Origin of the sequence: Brevibacillus reuszeri (assembly GCF_002897295.1) — a bacterium.
In the GTDB taxonomy this organism is placed as follows: Bacteria; Bacillota; Bacilli; order Brevibacillales; family Brevibacillaceae; genus Brevibacillus; species Brevibacillus reuszeri_A.
In genome coordinates this window covers 1-16,944 of sequence record NZ_BEXF01000031.1, presented here as the reverse complement: position 1 = coordinate 16,944, position 16,944 = coordinate 1, and the positions used below count along the sequence as shown (strand labels likewise).

Below are 16,944 nucleotides of genomic sequence, written 5' to 3'. Positions count from 1 at the left end.
GGTAGTCAGTCTTGCATTATTACGGACAATTTGAATCACGCGAGCTCATACCAGATATTTTATCCGGGAGACTGCATCCTTCTAAAGATCCATTGTGGCAAATGTCTGGGGCAGTCGATCGGCAGGAATATGCAGAATGGAGCTCCCATATTTGCGGGATGGCGTGTTTGAAAATGCTGCTGGCGCAGTGGAAGAATGTCATTATTCCCACAATCGAGCTCACGAAGCAATGCCGTGAATACGGAGGATACACGATCAGTGAGGATGGCACCATTAAAGGGTTAATTTATCGCCCTTTTGTCGCGTTTATCGCGGACAGGTTTGGTTTGCAAGCCGAGGTGAAGGAACATATGCCGATTGAAGAAATATACCATTTGCTAGGCCAGGGATATGTGTATATGGCATCTGTCCATCCGAGTATCCGTACTCCTGAAGTAACGCCACCTAAACAAGGCGGGCATCTGGTGTACGTGTTTGACAAGGATGATAAGTGCCAAGAAATCATTTTTCACAATCCTTCTGGAGACACCCCCAAAAGCCAGGAAAATGTTCACGCGACTCTCGATGTTTTTTCCCGCTTCTACGCCAATCGGGGGATATTGATAAAAGTATCATCATGATATTTTTCATTTTAACGACGATTCCTCTTAGAATGATTGCCCGTTCAGTAAATAAACTGAATGGGCTTTTTATGTGTTTATACGAAACACAGTCAGTCTAAGATTCAGCTTTATCATGTGTGTCAATTATATTTTTGTGAAAATTATAAATCTTGTGTCTTGAAAAAGGTGGGGGAAAAAATATAATATTGGAATTAGAGCATAAACTTCCGACATAAGGATTCCAAGAAGTTTAGACTTCAAAGATAAATCATAAAACCGCACATGCAAAAATTTAGCAGGAAAAGAGGGATAGGGCTTGAGCGTACAAACCGCAGAAAGAGTCCATAAGCTGCAAAGTCATGCACAAATCATCGATGGGCACTTTGATCTGCTATTGGATGTGGAGATTCAGAGATCCCGAGGTAGAAAACGAGTGATTGAGACAGACTATCTTCCTGCATTTGAGCGGGGCGGAGTCAAAACGATTGTAGCGGCAATTTTTGTAGACAGCGATTTTTTACCAGAAATGGGACTTCGCAAGGCACTGAATCAAATTAGTGCTATGCACGAGGAAGCAAAAGAGTCGTCTGATAAAATCATGCTTTGTAAAACAATGGACGACCTCAACACCGCAAGAGAGCAAGGAAAGGTCGCCTTTATTTTGTCGTTGGAAGGTGCGGAACCGCTTTCAAATGATTTGAGTCTGTTGCGAATCTTTTATGAGCTTGGTGTGAGACTCTTGGGCCTCGTGTGGAGCAGACGGAATTACGTCGGTGATGGCAGCTTTTTTTCTCCTGTTCGTGAGGGGAAAAAGGGAGGAATTACGGAATTCGGTGTTCGTTTGATTGAAGCAGCAGAAGAGATGGGGATGATCATTGACGTCAGTCACCTCAACGATGAAGGCTTCTGGGACGTAATGGAGATCGCTAAAAAGCCGGTGATTGCTTCTCATTCGAATTGCCGCAGTCTCGCAAATTCGATGAGAAATCTTACAGATGACCAGATCAAAGCGCTCGCTGCACGAAATGGTGTTATCGGAATGAATGCCAACAACTTCTTTACGGCAGATCGTGATGAAGACGCTAATGTGCAAACGTTGCTGAATCATGTTGATTATATTGCAAAGCTGGTTGGGGTAGAGCATGTCGGTCTTGGCCTTGATTTATGCGATGACTTCATGAAATACGTGTCTCCTGAAAGCTTGCAACATATGCCTCGCAAGCCTTTCGACGTGGTTGCCGGGCATCGCTCGATTCCCCAGCTGACAACGGGATTGGTGGAGCGTGGATATACGGATGAGCAAATCGAAGGGATTTTAGGTACGAACTTCGAGCGTGTTTACCAGGAAGTTTGGAAGTAAAAGCAAATGCTTTCAAAATAAAAACAAAGTGATGGAGGAATCGATTCATGGCAAATGAAAAATGGATTACTGCCTATGAGGCATTTGTCGACAAAATGGTCGCGGAAGAGAAGGTCCCAGGTGCAGCAATTGGCCTTGCGAAGGACGGAGAGCTTGTCTATGGAAAAGGAGTAGGCTATCGCAACGCTGGTGAGCAGCTGGAAGTGACACTCGATACCGTTTTCGGAATTGGTTCGATCACCAAATCGTTCACATGTATGGCGATTATGCAGCTACAGGAAGCAGGGAAGCTGTCCGTCCACGATCCGGTTATTAAGTATCTCCCTGAATTTCGTCTAAAAGTGGGCGATGTGGTTGAACAAATGACCATTCATCAATTGATGACCCACTCGACTGGTATGCCACCTATGTCTACATTGGGTGCAGCACTGAAGCGAAGTATTGAGCTTGATCCTGAGTATGAGATCAATGAGCAGGATAAATACAGTCTTGCAAAGATCGTTCCTGTCGATACGTACGCGGAAATGTTTGATTATATGGCTGAGCAGGACTTTGAATTACTCGGTACTCCGGGCACCGAATTCAGCTATTCAAACGAATCCTATGCCATGCTCGGCGTGATTATCGAGCGCGTCAGTGGCAAATCCTACGAAGCCTATATGAAAGAACACATTCTGGTGCCAGCAGGAATGAACGATAGTGTGTTCTTATTGGATGAGCTGGATGAGTCAGCAACGATTACCTCCATATATGCTGCCAAAACCAAGGACGGAGAAAAGGGAGTGTTCCTCTCTGACAACTGGTGGGATGCTCCGGCGATGCGTGCTGCTGGATTTCTCAAGTCGACCGTACGGGATATGTTAAAATACGCGGATATTTATCGCACGGGAGGCCTTGCTGGCAGCGTACGGATTTTGACGGAAGACAGTGTTAAGCAGATGGTGACGCCTTATATCCAATGTGAACAGGGATGCTATTATGGCTACGGTCTAATGATCACGCCTGATTATCATGGCACTCTTTTGGTCGAGCACGGCGGTAGCATCAAAGGAGTACAAGCCCAAATGCATGTGCTTCCAGAGGAAGGCGTAACAGGCATCGTTCTCACCAATCTCACTGCCTCGCCTGCCACTGCACTGATGAATGGTGCTCTCAATGCATTTGCGGATCGCGCGGTTGACGCTTCTCATATGCCTGAAGCCGATCACGAGGTTCCCGCTGATCGCGTGGAAGAATTCACAGGCGAATATCATTCCAATGAGGGCTCGAAGCTCGCGATTATCCATGAAGACGGAGCATTTAAGCTCGTAACTGAAGATAACCAATCAATGCTAATGAAACCAATTGGAGATGACCTCTTTTTAGTCAAGCGCAGAGGATCGGCTGCAACTATTCGCTATATTCGTGACAATAATAACAACGTGATTCGCATCAGCTTTGGCTTCCGCCAAATTCCGAAAGCCGCAAAGCCGCAGCCCGTATAATTCGGGTCACAAGTCACGGAAAAAACAACTGTTGATAAAAAGGGAGCGATGAGAAATGAGAACAGTAACTGCAGAAGACATTTACAAGTTCCAATGGCCGAGTAAGCCTACAATCTCACCAGATGGTCAGCATGTTGTATACGAGAAGACGGTCGTTCGAAAAAAGACAGATGATTATGAAACACAGCTTTGGCTGGCCGATGCACAAGGGCAAACACGTCGTGTGCTTACTTCTACGGGTACTCGCAATATCTATCCCGTGTGGTCGCCTGATGGCAGGACAATTGCCTTTCTTTCCAACCGTGCTTTTGGCATGCAGCTTTGGCTGCTCTCACTAGATGGTGGTGAAGCACGCCAAGTAACTCGCTTTCGTCATGGGATTAGTTCGATCGTTTGGGCACCAGACGGTAAGACTGTTTATGGAATTGTCCCGGTTGCACAAGGCGCAAGTATTGAGGTCTACGATGCTGAGGTGACAGCCAAGGAAGCGAATGAGCGCATCGATCAAGAAAACAGGCAGTGGGTGAACGGCCCAAAACGCTTTGATCGACTGTACTACAAGCTCGACGCTGCTGGTTTGCAGAAGGCTTTTGTACGTCAAATCGTTGCTGTCGATACCGAAACTGGCATGCACACTCAGATCACTGACGGTCCTTACGATATTTCTGAGCCAACAGTTTCGCCAACTGGCCAGCATATCGCTTTTATCGCCAATCCAAACCAGAATGAACAGCAAGCTTTTGGTGGAAACATTTATCGGGTCGCGATTGATGGAGGGGACGTGGAGCTGCTCTACAGTGGACTTCGAGTCTCGTACCTCTCATACTCACCAGATGCCAAAAAACTGGCTTTTGTTGCAAACAATATCGACCACAGAGAAATGTTTGTCCTACCAGCTGGTGGGGGAGAGCCGATCGGTCTGAGTAAAGACTTCCCCGATACACTGACTGATCTCGCCTTTACAGATATGCGTAGTTTGCGATACACGCCAGTGCCTCAGTGGTCTGAAGACAGCCGCTATGTCTTTGCATTGAGTACCCGCCAAGGAAAAAGCGATATTGTTCGTTTTTCTACAGAGGATGATAACTCACCTGCTGTTACGGTAATTGGTGGCGAACGTACCATTTTTCATTTTTCCTTTGATGGAAAAGGAACAGCTGCAATCGCTTACTCAACTGTACAGCATCCAGGAAAAGCAGCTGTGGTAAAGCTTTCACAGGCAGAAGAAGTGGTAAGGAAATCCAGATCACCGAAGGAAGCATTCTCAACTGAATATGAAGCGCTATTTCCTGAAAATGAAGTGCGTCTGGATGATTGCAATGATGAGCTGTTGACCGAGCTGCAGGTCTCCCTGCCGGAAGCATTTTCATATACTTCCGAGGATGGCTGGCAGATTCAAGGGTTCGTGCTCAAGCCGGCAAATTATGTGGAAGGAAAGAAATATCCGGTGCTGCTAGATATTCACGGCGGTCCACATTCCATGTTTGGATATACGTACTTCCACCAGATGCAGCTATTTGCCGCAAAAGGCTACGCGGTCGTATACACGAACCCGCGCGGTAGCTCAGGATTTGGTGCTGAGTTTACCCATGCTGTCCATGGTGACTACGGCGGAAAAGATATGGCGGACATCTTGAACGGGCTTGACGAAGCAGCGCGCAGATATGATTTCATTGACAAAGATAGAGCAGCGATCAATGGGCTTAGCTATGGTGGCTTCATGGTAAACTGGCTTGTGACTCATACGGATCGGTTCTTTGCAGCTGTCTCGGAAGGATGCATTTCCAATTGGGTATCCATGTACGGAACGAGTGACATCGGACCAGATTTTATGGAAGTGGAGTTCCTTGGCAAGACGGATATGGAATCGCTTTGGAAATTCTCGCCTTTGGCCTATGTGCAAAATGTAAAAACACCGCTACTGCTGCTGCATTCTGATGATGACCTGCGCTGCCCGCTCGAGCAGGCTGAGCAGTTTTACACGTATATCAAGAAACAGGGCGGGGAAGTAGAGCTGCTGCGTATGCCAAATTCCAGCCATGGCCTGCTTCAAATCGGAGTTCCTTCGCTGCGACAGGCGCGCTTGGAAGCGATGGTTGACTTCGTCCATGCTCATCTGCCTGCCCACAAAGAGGAGCCATCACTCGCTTAAGGATAAAAAGAAGGGGAGGGAACTACTATGAGTCTAGAGCAAAAATTGTTGGAAATCGCACAAGGTGCTTCCGGAACGTTTGGTGTCACCGTCAAGCATTTGCAGACGGGAGAAACAACGAGTATCAATGGCAATGAATTGTTTCAATTAGCCAGTACATTCAAAATTCCGATTCTTGCTACCCTATACAGAGATGTGGAGGCAGGCAAACTGTCTTTGGATGATCGTTTTAAGATCAGTGAGGAAGATCTGGTACCAGGTTCAGGCGTTTTGCAGGAGCTTCATTTGGGGGTGGAGGTTACAGTCAAGGATCTTGCTATGCTGATGATTATTGTCAGTGACAACCTCGCTACCGATCGACTTCTCAAGCTGGTAGGGACTGAGCAAGTGAATGCCTACATGCGAGAGCTAGGATTGGAGAACACCCATATTCACCACAGCTGCTGGGATCTGCTCAGCTTATGTGTAGGGATGGAGCCTCAAGCCTACTCGCGTGAAGCTCTGAATAGCATCCTTGCCTGGAAGTTTGATCCATCTAGTATTGTTTTCCAAGCTGACCCGCGTAACAACGCTGCTACCTCGGAAGATATGGCTAAGCTTGTGGAATTGATTGCAAAAAAACAAGTCGTATCCGAGCAAGCATGCGATGGAATGCTGGATATTTTATTCCGCCAGCAATTTAACAGCCGATTGCCTTACATGCTCCCTGCCAAGACCAAGGTTGCACATAAGACGGGAACTCTCAGCGATTGTGTCAACGATGTCGGGGTCATCTATTTACCTGAAGACAAAGGGTCATTCGCTATTTCGGTCTTGTCAAAGAACAACCCGACGATGGAAGAGGGAGAAAGAACAATTGGCAGATTGGCTAGAGCGGCTTACGATCATTTCGTAGGAGCCTAGCAGAAGAGTGTACAAATATAAAGATTGTCATAAGTAAATTCTTGATGGAAGCTTCTCTTGGGTGAGAAAGCTTCCTTTTTATTTCGGGAGTAGCATAATTTCTCTTGAACCTCAAGTTACTTGAGGTTTTATAATTGGTTAGGAGGTGCTTTCGTGTGCACGCAAATGCCGGGAACAGATTAGGAACCACACACTATCATAAGGTTGATTTAGCAGCCAAGGACGAAAAGTTCTCCATAGGACAAGTGGCGAAAATCACAGGATCTTCTGTACCCACTGTTCGTTATTACGATGAAATCGGCCTGCTTACACCTGCAGAGATCAGTTCTGGAGGTCATCGTCTGTATACAGCAGAGGAAATATGGCGCTTGAAACTGATTCTTACCTTGCGCTATCTAAACTTTGGTATTGATGAGATTCAGAAAATGATATCCGGGGATATACCTGTTGATGTTGCGATAGAATGGCAAATGGAAGCTTTGGACATCCAAATCCGTACCCTTGCCCGTATGAAATCGGTATTGCTACAGACCAAGCAGAATAAGGGTGCTACGGATTCTCTGAGTTATATGTACGAGCTGGTTGAATCTATTTCGGCAAATACATTGGAGAGGGAAAAGTTTATTTTGGAAAAAGTGTTCTTGTCCGTTTTTCCTGAACATTTTCCGTTCGAATGGCGAGAGATTTTTTTGCTAGGAGCCAAAGTATCTACTTTGTTAGAAGGCAAGCTTTCGGCAGCACAAATGGCTGCAATAGATGAGCTGGAGGAAATGTTTAATGATCCACAGATTGTACAGGAGATGAGAAGCGATTTTCTATCATTCCTGGAAGTAGTTCATTTACCTAGAATCAGTGTTGAGGCTTGGAGCGCCAGGCTACTTAACAACCATAAGCAGTTGTTGAAGGCAATGGAGCAACATGCAACTCCTGACAGTCCTGTTGTACAGGAGAACATTCAAGAGTATGTCTTGCTGTTTGCCGATGTAGACGAGCTTCCCGTCTCGGATTCATTTTTCCGTCGGTTTACTGAAAAGATACTGTCTATTCAGTCAGAAAATGTTGAGCGTTTCAGAAGGATTTGCTCTATCTTGTACCCGAGTATGCAACCGTATGTGAATACAAATGAATTTTTCTACGAGGCCATAAAGTGGAGGCTTGAGCAAATGGATAAAGAATAGATGTACGCCTTGTCCTACATTTTTTAGGAAGCGTTAACATTTTCGGTGTTTGGCTTATGAGGGTGTGGAATCGTCTGTCATCATCGGCAGTACTTTCAAACAGAAAAGGGAAGTAGGGGACAACAGTCATATGAAGAAACACAAGCGAAAAATGTGCAGTGTCGTTTTGGGTGGATTTGTCTCTCTAAGTATGTTCCTAGTAGCTGGTTGCACCCAAACAACTGCGCCAGCTGAGCCTCAAGAGACTGCCAAACCAAAGCCGGGCGGAACCATTACAGTCGCATATGCTTATGAACCGGATACGTTAGATACTCACATGTCAGTTGGATCTGCTGTTGTCTACACATGGCCACTCGGTGGTTCCCTGTTATATAAGGATCCTGCAACAAACGAATACAAGCCCTCTCTGGCAAGTGACTATAAAATTTCAGAGGATGGCAAAACATGGACCTTCACTATTCGTTCCGGGATAACCTTTCACGATGGAACACCTCTGACCGCAAAAAGTTTTAAGGAAACCTTCGAGCGTGCTCTCAGTCCGCAGACAAAGGCAAAGACAACCGCTGAAATACTTGCTCCAATAAAAAGTGTGTCGGCGCCAGATGAACAGACTCTCGTTTTAGAGCTACATGAACCCACTACTGCCTTTCTCGAAACGTTAGCAAGTTATATATCGCAGCCGTTATCGTTAAAAGCGATTGAAAAGGCAGGAGAGCATTACGGACGAAATCCAGTGGGAGTAGGGCCCTGGAAGTTTGAGAGTTGGAAAACGGGCGAAGGTGTCACCTATGTTCGAAATGAAGCGTTTCAGTGGGGTGAGCCCTATTATGAAAATCAAGGTCCTCCAAGAGCCGAAAAGCTAATCATAAAAGGGATTGCTGACAGCCAGCTTAGGATGTCAGCACTGGAGAGTGGTGCAATTGATGTAGCAACGGAAGTACCAGTCAAAGAAGTGAAGAATTATCGAAGCAATCCGAAATATCAAGTTATGGAGCGTTTACGCCCTGGAGTAGGTTTGTTGCTAGAGATGAATCTATCAAGACCGGAGTTTCAGAATATTCAGGTGCGAAAAGCATTAAATATGCTCGTCAATAAAGAAGCCATTATCCAAGCTGTTTTGCAGGGAGAAGGGGAAGTATCCCATACGCCGTTATCTCCATCTACATTTGGGTATGACAAATCCTTAGAGAAGTACGGCTACGAATATAATGTGAACGAAGCAAAGAAATTGTTAGACGATGCTGGTTGGAAACTAAACGGAAGTGGAATGAGAGAAAAGGACGGAAAAACGCTTAGCCTGAACATGCTGACTACTGCAGATGTTGACAAACAAGCCCAATTGCTCCAAGCCATGCTGGGAGAGGCTGGTATCAAAATTTTGATTCAGAAGATAGATATGGCAGGGTACATGCAAGAAGTAATTAAAGGAAATTTTGATGTAACACTGATTTCTGGCGAGTATGATGACCCTGATATTTTAACCTTTTATTTTCATTCCGATGGTGCCTTCAACGTGTCTGGTGTAAAAGATGACCAACTGGATGCTCTCCTTTTGAAAGGGCGTACAACCTTACAGACTGATGCCAGAAAGCAAGTATATATGGATGTCCAAAAACACTTGATTGAGCAAGCGTATGTTGTCCCTATTTATAACGACAAGGCCTTTGCTGTTATAAATTCTCGAGTAAAAGGCGTGAAGTGGACTTCTGTTGTACCCACCTATAATGACAGCTGGATCGCTGACTAACAAGCATTTTAAAGGATAATGAAGGAGAAAAGAACATGCAAACGAACAACTGGGCGAGTTCTTTTGAACAGTATGCTCAAAAATGGATAACAGAAGGTCAAGTTCCTGGAGTTAGTATTGGACTCGCAAAAGATGGTCAGCTCTTCTACGAAAACGGGTTTGGTTTTCGTGATGTGCAGCGGCAGTTAGGAGTGACAATCGATACGGTATTTGGGATTGCATCTATAACCAAGTCTTTTACTTGTGTGGCGATTATGCAATTACAGGAAGCAGGCATGTTATCCGTTCATGATCCTGTAGTCAAATATCTGCCGGAATTCCGTCTGAAAAATCTGGATGTTGGGGGAATCACGATTCATCATTTTATGACCAATACGAGTGGTGTTCCTCCGTTGCCAACCTTTTATGCAAGTGTGATGCGAAGCTTGGAAGAGAATGAGGCAGAAGACCATCCATTTTTGCAAAACGAGAAAGCAGTTACGGTACCAATTGATACGTACGAAGATCTGTTGAGTGTTATTTCTACATTAGATCTAGAGCTTTTAGGTGCTCCAGGTACGGAGTTCAGTTATTCCAATGATTGCTACGCCTTGCTGGGAGCGATCATTAACCGTGTCAGCGGAGTGTCGTATGAGATGTACGTCCAGGAACATATCATCGATCCAATCGGAATGGAGCACACTAGCTTTTTTCTGGAAGAGCTGAATGGGTATGAGAATATTACCAATCTGTATATCATGCGAGACAGTGGCGATCACAAGGAAGTGAGCTCATCTCCAAATTGGTGGGATACGCCTGCTTCCCGAGCGGCAGGAGCTATCAAATCAACGGTGCGGGATATGCTTCGATATACGGACATGTTTTGCAAAGGCGGACTTACTGAAGGGAGGAAACGAATCCTGACACTTGAAAGTGTAGAACAAATGATGACCCCGTATGTTCCGACTGATATGATACCTGGTCAGTTTTACGGCTACGGTTTGGTCATCACTCCTGACTACTACGGAAAAAAGCTGGTTGAACATAGTGGTGGTTTTAAAGGGATTACCGCTCAAATGTGCTTCTTTCCAGAAACAGAACTGGCCGGAGTGGCACTGTCCAATATAGAATTGTCGCCGGTTTTGGCGATTATGTCGGGTGCGCTAAATTGTTTGGAAAACCGCCCTCCTGAATCCTCTCATTTGGATGGCAAAAATTATCCCGTTTCTATGGAGGATATGCTTCAATTCGTGGGCGATTATCAATCTAGTGAATTTGGGACCGTACCGATCCGATTAGAAAATGGTCAACTAAAGCTCTCTTTTTTGGGAGAAAGCTACGTGATGAGACCATTTGCTGAAGATCTTTTTGTAGTCCGGGCTTTTGGAACCGATTGCTCTGCACGGTTTATCAGAGCGGGAAATCATGAGATTGTTCGAATGGCTTTTGCTGGAAGACAGTTCTCAAAGGATGATAAAAAATCGAGTGGGGGAACGAAAAATGACACAGCGAGCCAAAGCAAGTGATGTAAGATGTCGCCAGCTAGATGAGCTTTTTTCTAGTTTTGCCGAACAAAGTAATTGGAGTGGCAACATTTTGATATTGGAAGAAGGGAACGCTTTCTATCAAAATTCCATAGGCATGGCCAATCTGGAAACGGCTGAAAAATTGTCACTAGATTCTGTATTTGAACTCGCATCGGTTTCCAAGGCTTTTACGGCAATGGGGATCATGATCCTGCAAGAGCAAGGAAAACTCGACTACACGGATAAAGTAGACAAATTCTTTCCGGATTTTCCGTATGCCAATATAACTGTAGAAAATCTACTTGTACACACATCCGGTTTGCCTGATTATATGGAGTTGTTTTCTCAATATTGGGATAAAACAAAAATTTCTACGAATCAAGACATCATTGATCAGCTAATCAAGCATCGACCCGACGTCTTGTTTAGCCCGGGTGAAAGGTATGAGTATAGTAATACCGGCTATGCTTTATTGGCTTCGATCATAGAACGCGTAGCGGATACAAGATTTGCCGATTTCTTGCAGCAGCAGATTTTTCAACCGCTAGATATGCAGCACACCAGAGTATACAACCGGAGACATTCTCCTGAGTTGATCCAGCAGTACGCTTATGGATATGTTTCTGCTGAACAATCTATAGCATTTGTGCTACCGGATGAATCAAGTCTGCACGATTTTGTCATTTATCTCGATGGCATTCAGGGAGATGGCGCGGTCAGTTCAACACTAGATGACTTGCGCAAGTGGGACAGAGCTCTTTACACAGAAAAGCTGGTAAAGAAAGAAACGCTAGAGAGAGCTTTTTCCGCAGTGCAGCTAGTAGACAACAGTATGTCTGATTATGGTTTTGGCTGGCGGCTGCGTGAAGATCAGGTGACAGGAAAAGTCGTGCATCACGGTGGAAGCTGGCCAGGGTATCGAAGCTGGCTCCGACGATATGTTCAAAAAGATAAAACGATTATTTATCTCACAAACGTGGAGCAGGAACGTGAATGGACGGAAAAGGCTCTGGAAGCAATCGAGAATATTGTATTTGAACGACCGTATATCATTCCTTAGCCATTAGCAGATAGGTTCAACTTGGGAGGTGCACATATTGTTACAAAATAATGAGTCTGGTAGTAAAGCGAGCCACTACTATGGTGTTGGCAACAAAGGCAAGACGTTTAATCGATTGCTTTTTCACTGCTGGGTGAATGCCTCATGAAGCAATATATTATTAAGCGACTCATGTCGGGTGTTATTGTTCTCTTTGGACTCTCCGTTTTTACGTTTATGCTCATTCATTTCATCCCTGGCGATCCCGTGCGGATTATGTTAGGGCAGCGGGCAACAGTGGAACAAATCGAGACGCTGAGGGAGGAGCTTGGTCTTAACAAGCCTCTCGTCGTCCAGTATTTGGACTATGCGTCCGGTGTGATCAAAGGAGATTTGGGGACATCACTCAAAACAGGCAGACCCGTGAGCACAGAAATTGCCGAGCGGTTTCCCGCTACAGCAAAAATGGCCGTGGCAAGTCTAGGGGTGGCCGTGGTTGTCGGGATTGGGCTCGGAGTTCTCGCGGCGAGGTTTAAAGATACGTTTTTGGATGGCCTTATTATGACGTTTTCAACCTTTGGCATGGCTCTGCCGGGCTTTTGGCTGGGGCTGCTGGTGATACTCGTGTTTTCTGTGCATCTAGGCTGGTTTCCGATCGCGGGAGGAACCGGATTTATGGATATTGTGCTGCCTGCGGTCACGCTTGGTACGTTGACGGCGACGGCACTGAGCCGCTTGACGCGTGCGGGCATGGTCGAGGTCTTATCCAATGACTACATTCGAACCGCTCGTGCAAAAGGAATGGGGGAGCGGATCGTACTTCTGCGCCACGCCTTCCGCAATGTGATGATCCCGATTGTGGCGGTCATCGGACTGGAATTTGCGGGACTTTTGGGTGGTGCCGTCATTGTCGAGCAAGTATTCAACTGGCCGGGAATCGGAACGTTGGCGATTCAAGCCATCAGCTCGCGGGATTTCCCCATGATTCAGGGAACGACCTTGTTTATCGGTGCGATTTACGTCCTGGTCGTGATTTTGATTGATGTGTTGTACGCCGTTCTTGATCCTCGCATCGATTACACGGCAAAAAGGGAGGGAGCGTAAGCATGAGCGAGCTGAACAAAACAATTCCTGTCCGTTCGATATGGCGGAAGGAAAGATCACTTCCCCGCTTGGAACTCTTGGATAAGATCATGCAAAAAAGGAAGGCGAAATACAGCTTTTTCATGATGCTGGGGATTATACTCATCGGGATCATAGGTCCGTGGATTGCTCCACACGATCCGACCAAAACGTATTACGAAGCTTTCATGCAGGGACCCTCGGCAGAATTTTGGCTCGGGACGGATGCCATCGGGCGTGATATTTTATCGCGTCTGCTGTATGGAACCCGGGTGACGTTGACAGTAGCTGTGATGGCTTCTGCGATGACGTTTGTCGCTGGAACGCTCATCGGTGTAACGAGCGCGTACCTGGGAGGAATTTTTGACAACGTGATGATGAGGATCATGGACGTTTTGCTTGCACTGCCGGGGATTGTACTGGCTTTGGCGATTGTAGCTGCACTTGGACCCAGTCAAGAAAATGCGATGATTGCGATCGGGATTGCATCTATACCCGGTTTCGCCATCTTGGTTCGCGGAGCCGCTCTAACTGTCAAAGGCTCAGGGTATGTGGAAGCGAGTCGGTCAATCGGAAGCTCCAACTGGTGGATTATTATCAACCAGCTCATTCCGAATATTTCAAATATACTGATCGTGTATACAACGATGTTCATTGGGGGTGCAATTTTAGGGACATCTGCACTCGGGTTTATTGGACTGGGAGCCCAACCCCCGACTCCCGAATGGGGAACGATGCTGAGTGAAGGCAAGGATTACTTGCGGGAAGCTTGGTGGCTGGCGACGTTTCCGGGACTGGCGATTACGATTGTCGTCTTTACCGTCTACATGCTAGGCGATGCCCTGCGCGATATTTTTGATCCGAAATCGTAAGGCCGCGAATGAAAAGTCGGCTTCCATTCATTTGCAAGGAGGAGACAACATGACAAACGTACTGGAAGTATCCGGTTTGACAACCACGTTTGCAAAAAATGAAAAGGCTTTCAAGGTAGTAGATGATCTATCTCTGTTCGTAGGGAAGGGGGAGGCCTTGGGCATCGTAGGGGAGTCTGGTTGTGGGAAAAGCGTCGCCTCGCTCTCGATGATGCGCTTGCTTGGGAAAAATGGAAAAATCGAGGGAAGTATTCAGTTAAACGGCAAGGAAATCTTGGCGTATAACGAAAAGGACATGCAAAAACTCAGGGGCAAAGAAATGGCGATGATTTTCCAAGAGCCGATGACCTCTCTCAATCCGGTGTTGACCATCGGCAAACAAATGAGCGAAGGAATCGAAAAGCATGAAGGCATGAAGCGCGCCGAGGCAAAGGAGAAAGTGATCGAGCTGCTTACACAGGTAGGAATTTCACGGGCGAGTGAAATCTACCATGAGTATCCACATCGCCTGTCGGGAGGAATGAGGCAGCGCGTTATGATTGCGATGGCGATTGCATGCAGCCCGAAGCTGCTCATCGCGGATGAACCAACGACAGCTCTCGATGTGACGATTCAGGCGCAAATTCTCGATCTGATCCAAAAAGTCCGCAGGGAGATGGGCATGTCGCTGATTATGATTACACATGATCTTGGCGTGGTTGCGGAAACCTGTGATCGGGTCATGGTAATGTATGCCGGGCAGGTGATTGAATCGGCAGATGTACGATCCCTGCTGCGTAATCCGAAGCATCCGTACACCATCGGGTTGATTCAGTCGACCCCGCATAAAGCCAAGGGACAAAAGCGACTGAACAGCATCGCTGGTAGCGTGCCAACCCCAGACGAATACCCCAAGGGCTGTCGCTTTGCCCCGCGCTGTGACAAAGTCATGCCTGTTTGTCTTGAACAGAATCCGCAGCTGATGGCGGTGGACCAGCAGTCCCAGTGCAGATGCTGGCTGTATGAGGAAAATAGCGAAAGATCGGCGGTGAATGTATGACGACGCCAATCTTGGAAATAAAAAATTTGCAAAAACGATTTCTATTGGGCAAGGGATGGTTTCAAGAGCCGAGCTACGTCTATGCAGTGAACGGAGTGAATCTAACCGTAAACGAAGGAGAAACATTAGGGATTGTCGGGGAGTCAGGCTGCGGAAAGTCGACACTCGGCAGGTGCATTCTGCGGCTTGTAGAGCCGACAGAAGGAGAAATCAGGTTTGAAGGGAGTGATATCCGCACCTTTAGCAAAGCGGGCATGCATGGGGCGCGGCGGAACTTGCAGATGGTGTTTCAAAATCCATTTGATACACTCAATCCCAAGCTGACCATCCAGCACATTTTAACGGAGCCGCTGATAGCCCATCGCATACCCAGAGAACAGCGACAAGCACTGCTCGAAGAAACGATTGAAATTGTCGGCTTGAGCAAAAGGCATCTTATGCGGTATGCTCACGAATTTTCAGGGGGGCAAAGACAGCGGATCGGGATTGCCCGAGCTTTGATGCTCAGACCAAAAGTAATTATTGCTGACGAACCAGTGTCTGCTCTGGATGTGTCGATCCAATCCCAGATACTCAATTTGTTGCAGGATTTGCAGGAGCAGTTTTCGCTAACCTATCTGTTTATTTCTCATGATTTAAGTGTCGTTGAACACATTGCCGACAGAGTGGCCGTGATGTATCTGGGGGAAGTCATTGAGCTGGCGAAAAAGGAAGATCTGTTTCGAAAGCCGATGCACCCGTACGCGCAATCACTGCTGTCTGCCGTACCTGTCTCTGATCCGGATGAGAAAAAGGAACGGATTATCTTAACAGGAGATTTGCCCTCGCCATCCAATCCTCCCACAGGCTGCAAGTTTCATCAGCGCTGCTGGGCGTGCATGGACGTCTGCAAGAAGGAAGTGCCTGCTTTAAAGGAAGTAGAGGGCAGAATGGTTGCCTGTCATCTTTATTAGGTACATCGTCAAGAAAGTGAAAAATTCAGATGGTGGAGGTGTCAGTGAACAATGTTGGACTCACGACTTACCAAACTGGCAGATGTGCTGGTGAACTACTCAACTCGTGTACAGCCGTGTGAGCATGTACTGATTGAAGGGATTGAAATTGATACACCATTGATCAAAGAGCTGGTGAAAGCTATTCATAAAGCAGGTGCATACGCTCATGTAGAGCTGCAGGATCAATCTGTCATACGCCAGTTGTTGCTGCAAGGAGATGCCATGCAATTTCAGACTGCGGCAGAATATGAACAGTATCGAATGGAGAAAATGCAAGCCTATATTCTCATAGATGGCACTCACAATATTAATGAGCTGTCTGATGTACCCGATGAACAATTGAAGCTGTCCGCTTCCTTCTCCAAAGCGGTTCGTCAGGTCCGTCTCCAGAAAAAATGGGTGTATCTGCGCTATCCGAACCCTGCTGTGGCACAGCTTGCGAACAAGAGTACCGAAGCTTTTGAACAGTTCTTCTTTGATGTCTGCACGATGGATTATGCCAAAATGGCCAAGGCCATGCTGCCGCTAAAGGAACTGATGGAAAAAACAGACCGTGTGAAAATCATTGGACCCGGCACAGAGCTTACTTTTTCAATCAAAGGTATCCCAGCGGTTTTGTGTGCAGGGGATAAAAACATTCCTGACGGTGAAGTGTTCACGTCTCCGGTTCGCGATTCAGTAAACGGTGTCATCACGTTCAATACGCCATCTCCTTATCAGGGCTTTACTTTTGAGGATGTGCGGCTAGAGTTTGTAAACGGAAAGATCGTAAATGCGTCAGCCAATGATACGAAACGTCTTGAAGGCATTCTGGATACAGATGAAGGAGCACGCTATATTGGCGAGTTTGCGATCGGCGTCAATCCTTTCATACGAGAACCGATGAAGGACATTTTGTTCGACGAAAAAATTGATGGCAGCTTCCATTTCACACCGGGACAATGCT

General features: G+C 46.4%; 14 protein-coding genes. All 14 read left to right on the top strand.

The genetic code is table 11. The features are described 5' to 3' along the window. The first annotated feature begins 11 nt into the window (after nucleotides 1-11). The gene (locus C3B52_RS30460; protein ID WP_103110114.1) at nucleotides 12-620 is read left to right on the top strand and encodes a hypothetical protein; all 609 of its coding nucleotides are present in this window, start codon (nucleotides 12-14) and stop codon (nucleotides 618-620) included. A gap of 298 nt (nucleotides 621-918) precedes the next feature. Further along, a complete protein-coding gene (locus tag C3B52_RS30455) occupies nucleotides 919-1,962 on the top strand; it encodes a dipeptidase (RefSeq protein ID WP_103110113.1) in 1,044 nt (347 codons plus the stop codon). 47 nt (nucleotides 1,963-2,009) lie between these two features. Continuing rightward, nucleotides 2,010-3,446 (top strand): serine hydrolase domain-containing protein, encoded by a 1,437-nt coding sequence (locus C3B52_RS30450; RefSeq protein WP_103110112.1) that lies wholly within the window; start codon nucleotides 2,010-2,012, stop codon nucleotides 3,444-3,446. Between the two features lie 55 nt (nucleotides 3,447-3,501). Next, nucleotides 3,502-5,598 (top strand): S9 family peptidase, encoded by a 2,097-nt coding sequence (locus C3B52_RS30445; RefSeq protein ID WP_103110111.1) that lies wholly within the window; start codon nucleotides 3,502-3,504, stop codon nucleotides 5,596-5,598. A gap of 27 nt (nucleotides 5,599-5,625) precedes the next feature. Further along, the gene (locus C3B52_RS30440) at nucleotides 5,626-6,501 is read left to right on the top strand and encodes a serine hydrolase (protein ID WP_103110110.1); all 876 of its coding nucleotides are present in this window, start codon (nucleotides 5,626-5,628) and stop codon (nucleotides 6,499-6,501) included. A gap of 155 nt (nucleotides 6,502-6,656) precedes the next feature. Continuing rightward, nucleotides 6,657-7,679, top strand: coding sequence for a MerR family transcriptional regulator (locus C3B52_RS30435; RefSeq protein ID WP_103110109.1), 1,023 nt, complete (start codon nucleotides 6,657-6,659; stop codon nucleotides 7,677-7,679). A gap of 130 nt (nucleotides 7,680-7,809) precedes the next feature. Next, nucleotides 7,810-9,426, top strand: a complete 1,617-nt coding sequence (locus C3B52_RS30430) for an ABC transporter substrate-binding protein (RefSeq protein WP_103110108.1) — start codon at nucleotides 7,810-7,812, stop codon at nucleotides 9,424-9,426. Between the two features lie 35 nt (nucleotides 9,427-9,461). Beyond that, a complete protein-coding gene (locus C3B52_RS30425) occupies nucleotides 9,462-10,931 on the top strand; it encodes a serine hydrolase domain-containing protein (protein WP_103110107.1) in 1,470 nt (489 codons plus the stop codon). After that, nucleotides 10,906-11,991, top strand: coding sequence for a serine hydrolase domain-containing protein (locus tag C3B52_RS30420; RefSeq protein ID WP_103110106.1), 1,086 nt, complete (start codon nucleotides 10,906-10,908; stop codon nucleotides 11,989-11,991). The genes C3B52_RS30425 and C3B52_RS30420 overlap by 26 nt, the downstream gene beginning before the upstream one ends. Before the next feature lie 144 nt (nucleotides 11,992-12,135). Further along, on the top strand, nucleotides 12,136-13,074 hold the full coding sequence (locus C3B52_RS30415) for an ABC transporter permease (RefSeq protein ID WP_103110105.1): 939 nt from the start codon (nucleotides 12,136-12,138) through the stop codon (nucleotides 13,072-13,074). A 2-nt stretch (nucleotides 13,075-13,076) separates the two neighbouring features. Continuing rightward, nucleotides 13,077-13,964 (top strand): ABC transporter permease, encoded by an 888-nt coding sequence (locus C3B52_RS30410; protein ID WP_103110104.1) that lies wholly within the window; start codon nucleotides 13,077-13,079, stop codon nucleotides 13,962-13,964. 49 nt (nucleotides 13,965-14,013) lie between these two features. After that, entirely contained in the window at nucleotides 14,014-15,003 is a 990-nt protein-coding gene (locus C3B52_RS30405; protein ID WP_103110103.1) for an ABC transporter ATP-binding protein, read from the top strand. Beyond that, a complete protein-coding gene (locus C3B52_RS30400) occupies nucleotides 15,000-15,956 on the top strand; it encodes an ABC transporter ATP-binding protein (protein ID WP_103110102.1) in 957 nt (318 codons plus the stop codon). Before C3B52_RS30405 ends, C3B52_RS30400 begins: the two co-directional genes overlap by 4 nt. A gap of 51 nt (nucleotides 15,957-16,007) precedes the next feature. Next, a partial coding sequence (locus C3B52_RS30395) for an aminopeptidase (RefSeq protein WP_103110101.1) occupies nucleotides 16,008-16,944 on the top strand: 937 nt, incomplete at its 3' end.